1 protein-coding gene, 2 tRNA genes and 3 rRNA genes are annotated in these 5,799 nt (G+C 52.7%); all 6 read right to left on the bottom strand.

The genetic code is table 11. The annotated features are described in order from the left end of the window. Window positions 1-87: 87 nt before the first annotated feature. Window positions 88-202: ribosomal RNA gene (rrf, locus tag ABMC89_RS18945) — 5S ribosomal RNA — on the bottom strand. Window positions 203-294: 92 nt separating this feature from the next. After that, window positions 295-3,134: ribosomal RNA gene (locus ABMC89_RS18940) — 23S ribosomal RNA — on the bottom strand. A gap of 402 nt (window positions 3,135-3,536) precedes the next feature. Beyond that, window positions 3,537-3,613 (bottom strand) — tRNA-Ile (locus ABMC89_RS18935). Window positions 3,614-3,636: 23 nt separating this feature from the next. Further along, window positions 3,637-3,712: transfer RNA gene (locus ABMC89_RS18930), tRNA-Ala, on the bottom strand. A gap of 184 nt (window positions 3,713-3,896) precedes the next feature. Continuing rightward, window positions 3,897-5,357, bottom strand: a 16S ribosomal RNA gene (locus tag ABMC89_RS18925). Together the 16S, 23S and 5S rRNA genes with 2 tRNA genes alongside form the textbook arrangement of a ribosomal RNA operon. Before the next feature lie 148 nt (window positions 5,358-5,505). Continuing rightward, a partial coding sequence (locus ABMC89_RS18920; RefSeq protein WP_349570787.1) for a hypothetical protein occupies window positions 5,506-5,799 on the bottom strand: 294 nt, incomplete at its 5' end.

Here is a 5,799-nt window from a genome sequence, read left to right as displayed (position 1 = left end):
GAACGAAGAAACGCCGCACTGGAGTTACCGGTGCGGCGTTTTGATTTTGTTTATTTTTGAAAGAGAGATAGATATTTGGCTTACTAGGTTTGGCGATGACCTACTCTCCCACGCCTTAAGACGCAGTACCATTGGCGCGACGGCACTTAACTGCCGGGTTCGGGATGGGACCGGGTGTTTTGCTCGTGCTATGATCACCAAACCAAGTAAACCAAATATCTGTTGTCCAAGCCGCGTACGGCTAATTTGTGTGTGTATGCTTTTGATTGAGTAACAGTCTTTCTGTTACTGGATCAAATCAAGCCTATCGAGCCATTAGTACCAGTCAACTGAACGCATTACTGCGCTTACATCTCTGGCCTATCGACGAGGTGGTCTACCTCGGCTCTCAGGGATACCTTGTTTTGAGGGGGGCTTCCCGCTTAGATGCCTTCAGCGGTTATCCTTTCCGATCATAGCTACCCAGCACTGCTATTGGCATAACAACTGGTCCACCAGTGGATCGTTCACCCCGGTCCTCTCGTACTAGGGGCAACTCCTCTCAAGTATCCTACACCCACGGAAGATAGGGACCGAACTGTCTCACGACGTTCTAAACCCAGCTCACGTACCTCTTTAAACGGCGAACAGCCGTACCCTTGGGACCTGCTCCAGCCCCAGGATGAGATGAGCCGACATCGAGGTGCCAAACACTGCCGTCGATATGGACTCTTGGGCAGTATCAGCCTGTTATCCCCGGCGTACCTTTTATCCGTTGAGCGATGGCCCTTCCACTCGGGACCACCGGATCACTATGGCCGTCTTTCGACTCTGCTCGACTTGTCAGTCTCGCAGTCAGGCTGGCTTCTGCCATTGCACTCAACGAGCGATTTCCGACCGCTCTGAGCCAACCTTCGCGCGCCTCCGTTACGATTTAGGAGGCGACCGCCCCAGTCAAACTACCCACCACACAGGGTCCCGGATCCGGATAACGGACCGCGGTTAGACATCAAGCAGAACAAGGGTGGTATCTCAAGGGAGGCTCCACGCAGACTGGCGTCCACGCTTCGAAGCCCACCACCTATCCTGCACATGTTCGGCCTAATGCCAGTGTGAAGTTGTAGTAAAGGTGCACGGGGTCTTTCCGTCTAACCGCGGGTAACCTGCATCTTGACAGGTAATTCAATTTCGCTGAGTCGATGTTGGAGACAGCGGGGAAGTCGTTACGCCATTCGTGCAGGTCGGAACTTACCCGACAAGGAATTTCGCTACCTTAGGACCGTTATAGTTACGGCCGCCGTTTACCTGGGCTTCAATTCAAGGCTCTCACCTCTCCTTTTAACCTTCAGGCACCGGGCAGGCGTCAGACCCTATACGTCGTCTTGCGACTTCGCAGAGCCCTGTGTTTTTAATAAACAGTCGCCACCCCCTGGTTTGTGCCCCCAGCCCCTAGTTGCCTAGGAACCGGGCCTCCTTCTCGCGAACTTACGGAGGTATTTTGCCGAGTTCCTTCAACATCGTTCTCTCAAGCGCCTTGGTATTCTCTACCAGTCCACCTGTGTCGGTTTAGGGTACGATCTTATGATGGAGCTATTTCCAGGAACCAATCAGCGGCCCATCCAATCCGATAAGGATGAACAACCTTCATGATCCGTCACTTCCATCTGGCCCAGGAATATTAACCTGGTTCCCATCGACTACGCCTTTCGGCCTCGCCTTAGGGGTCGGCTTACCCTGCTCAGATTAGCTTTAAGCAGGAACCCTTGGACTTTCGGCGAGAGTGTCTCTCACACTCTTTGTCGCTACTCATGTCATCATTCTCACTAGTGATCTCTCCACCGGATCCCTCACAGGCCGGCTTCACAGAAAGCTCCGCGTCTCCAATCCTACCGAAGTAGGTAAGGAGACATGGAACTATGTCACACTACGCTCTGCTACCATGCAATAAATGCATCCTAAGCTTCGGCTCATGGCTTGAGCCCCGTTACATCTTCGCCGCAGGACAACTTATTTAGACCAGTGAGCTGTTACGCTATCTTTAAAGGATGGCTGCTTCTAAGCCAACCTCCTGGTTGTTTTGGTCGTCCCACCTGCTTTCCCACTTAGCCATGAATTAGGGGCCTTAGCTGTAGGTCAGGGTTGTTTCCCTCTTCACGACGGACGTTAGCATTCGCCGTGTGTCTGCCGACTAGTACTCCTCGGTATTCGGAGTTTGGTTAGGATCAGTAAGCCTGTGGGGCCCCATTACCCATCCAGTGCTCTACCCCCGAGGGTATTCGGTCGACGCTCTACCTAAATAGATTTCGCAGAGAACCAGCTATCTCCGAGTTTGATTGGCCTTTCACCCCTAGGCACAGCTCATCCCGATCTTTTTCAACAGATGTGGGTTCGGTCCTCCAGTTGGTGTTACCCAACCTTCAACCTGGCCATGCCTAGATCACTCGGTTTCGGGTCTGATCCCTCAAACTCATTCGCCCTATTAAGACTCGCTTTCGCTGCGCCTACACCTAACGGCTTAAGCTTGCTTGAGAGACCAAGTCGATGACCCATTATACAAAAGGTACGCTGTCAGGCCGCAAGGACCCTCCAACTGATTGTAGGCGTTCGGTTTCAGGTACTGTTTCACTCCCCTCGTCGGGGTGCTTTTCACCTTTCCCTCACGGTACTGGTTCACTATCGGTCAGTAAGGAGTACTTAGCCTTCGAAGGTGGTCCTCCGATCTTCAGACAGAATTTCACGTGTTCCGCCCTACTTAATACGTCCTATCGTGCTTCTTATACGGGACTATCACCCACTCTGGTTGCGCATTCCAACGCATTCTAACCACACTCAAGGCTCGGCTGGTCCCCGTTCGCTCGCCGCTACTAGGGGAGTATCAATTGATTTCCTTTCCTCCGGGTACTTAGATGTTTCAGTTCCCCGGGTTTGCTCTTATAAACCTATGTATTCAGTCTATAAGTACCTGTTTTACCATATTATTTCGCCCTGCCGCCTAAACGACAGTATAAATAACACAGTATCAGGTGGGTTGCCCCATTCAGAGATCTGAGGATCAAAGCCTATTCTCGGCTCCCCTCAGCTTATCGCAGAGTATCACGTCTTTCATCGCCTCTTACTGCCAAGGCATTCACCAAACGCCCTTTTCGCGCTTGATTTGATCCAGAAAGAGAAAGACTTGCGCCCCTCGTGCATCACAGAAGCTGGTAAGAAACTGTGATACCTGTTCCCGGATCAAAAGCATACTTTCCCACTTCCGCCCTTTTGTGTGGCAGAAGTGTTTTCGACGGTCTTGCGACCGTCTTCGGTTAGTGTACTTGACTTGGACAACACTGTTCGTTTCAGCCTGGCATACGCTTGGCGGACCGAGGAAACAGTCCAGTGCAAACGCTCGCTCAAGATCCGAAGATCTATCGCTCCAGCCTGAGGTCAATCCCACACTCGGGTGACCAAACAGGTTGATATTTGTATCTCTCTTTACGATGTAAATTCATCCGATTGGATGATTAAGACCTGCGGACAGGGCTTAATGATCTAATCGACTGGACCACCCTAGGAAGTGGTGGGTCGAGGAGGACTTGAACCTCCGACCTCACGCTTATCAGGCGTGCGCTCTAACCACCTGAGCTACCGACCCATCTTCAATGAGCCTCAGCCAAATGGTGGAGCCTAGGAGGATCGAACTCCTGACCTCCTGAATGCAAATCAGGCGCTCTCCCAGCTGAGCTAAGGCCCCATGCTTTGGAACCCTACGCTCTTGCGTAGGACCTAGTGTTCTGAAGAGATATGTGGACGGTCCGGCTTCGATATTTGGTCGGCTTTGTTTGCCGACCTGCTAAGTTCTCCACGACTTCTATGCGCTACCGCTTCGCTACTTGAGCGCGTTGGCATCGCATTATCCGTACTAGGAAAATCCTTAGAAAGGAGGTGATCCAGCCGCAGGTTCCCCTACGGCTACCTTGTTACGACTTCACCCCAGTCGCTGATCCTACCGTGGTCCGCTGCCTCCAAAAGGTTAGCGCACGGCCGTCGGGTAGAACCAACTCCCATGGTGTGACGGGCGGTGTGTACAAGGCCCGGGAACGTATTCACCGCGTCATGCTGTTACGCGATTACTAGCGATTCCGACTTCATGGGGTCGAGTTGCAGACCCCAATCCGAACTGAGACAGCTTTTGGGGATTAACCCATTGTCACTGCCATTGTAGCACGTGTGTAGCCCAACCCGTAAGGGCCATGAGGACTTGACGTCATCCACACCTTCCTCCCGCTTATCACGGGCAGTTTCTTTAGAGTGCCCAACTGAATGCTGGCAACTAAAGATGTGGGTTGCGCTCGTTGCCGGACTTAACCGAACATCTCACGACACGAGCTGACGACAGCCATGCAGCACCTGTCACTGCGTCACCGAAGTGAACGCCCGATCTCTCGGGTTAGCACAGGATGTCAAGGGTTGGTAAGGTTCTGCGCGTTGCTTCGAATTAAACCACATGCTCCACCGCTTGTGCGGGCCCCCGTCAATTCCTTTGAGTTTTAATCTTGCGACCGTACTCCCCAGGCGGAATGCTTAATCCGTTAGGTGTGTCACCGAATAGCATGCTACCCGACGACTGGCATTCATCGTTTACGGTGTGGACTACCAGGGTATCTAATCCTGTTTGCTCCCCACACTTTCGCACCTCAGCGTCAGTATCGAGCCAGTGAGCCGCCTTCGCCACTGGTGTTCCTCCGAATATCTACGAATTTCACCTCTACACTCGGAATTCCACTCACCTCTCTCGAACTCTAGACCAGGAGTTTAGGAGGCAGTTCCAGGGTTGAGCCCTGGGATTTCACCCCCTACTTTCTGATCCGCCTACGCGCGCTTTACGCCCAGTAATTCCGAACAACGCTAACCCCCTCCGTATTACCGCGGCTGCTGGCACGGAGTTAGCCGGGGTTTCTTTACCAGGTACTGTCATTATCATCCCTGGCGAAAGTGCTTTACGACCCTAAGGCCTTCATCACACACGCGGCATGGCTAGATCAGGCTTGCGCCCATTGTCTAAGATTCCCCACTGCTGCCTCCCGTAGGAGTCTGGGCCGTGTCTCAGTCCCAGTGTTGCTGATCATCCTCTAAAACCAGCTATAGATCGTAGACTTGGTAGGCCATTACCCCACCAACTATCTAATCTAACGCGGGCCAATCCCTCACCGATAAATCTTTCCCCCGAAGGGCGTATGCGGTATTACTCACCGTTTCCAGTGGCTATTCCGCAGAAAGGGGTATGTTCCCACGCGTTACTAACCCGTCCGCCGCTCCCACCGAAGTGAGCGCTCGACTTGCATGTGTTAGGCCTGCCGCCAGCGTTCGTTCTGAGCCAGGATCAAACTCTCAAGTTGAAACGATCTTGCGACCGTGTCCTTGACGTTCGAACCTCTGCACATCGTCTCATACCCATTACTGAAAGGCATGAGACAGTCTCTGTTTGATGTGCTCAAGGTAACCAAAGTTACCGAAAGCCGTTCAAACAGTGAAGCTGACACTCCATCATCGGCCGAAGCCTAAGAGCGCGATATACAGACGTTGATCCATCGAAATGAAACCAAACCGCCCGCATATCTCTTCAGATATCATCAATGTCAAATAACGCTCAGAGACAAAAACCAACCAGATGCGCCCTAACTTACCGGCGCGCCTCGCCTGCTCTATCCCTGATTTCCACCCCGAAGACCTTCCGAAGCGTCCGCTCCGTCCCGCCTCCGTGGCGCCCCGTAGCGCCTCAGCGCCGCCGGTGAAGGGGGTTCTAAGCCCAACACCCAAAACCCGCAAGCACATTTTTGG

This window comes from Sulfitobacter sp. HNIBRBA3233 (assembly GCF_040149665.1).
In the GTDB taxonomy this organism is placed as follows: Bacteria; Pseudomonadota; Alphaproteobacteria; order Rhodobacterales; family Rhodobacteraceae; genus Sulfitobacter; species Sulfitobacter marinivivus.
The sequence above is the reverse complement of the archived record's forward strand: the minus strand, read 5'-3'. Positions and strand labels throughout refer to the sequence as shown.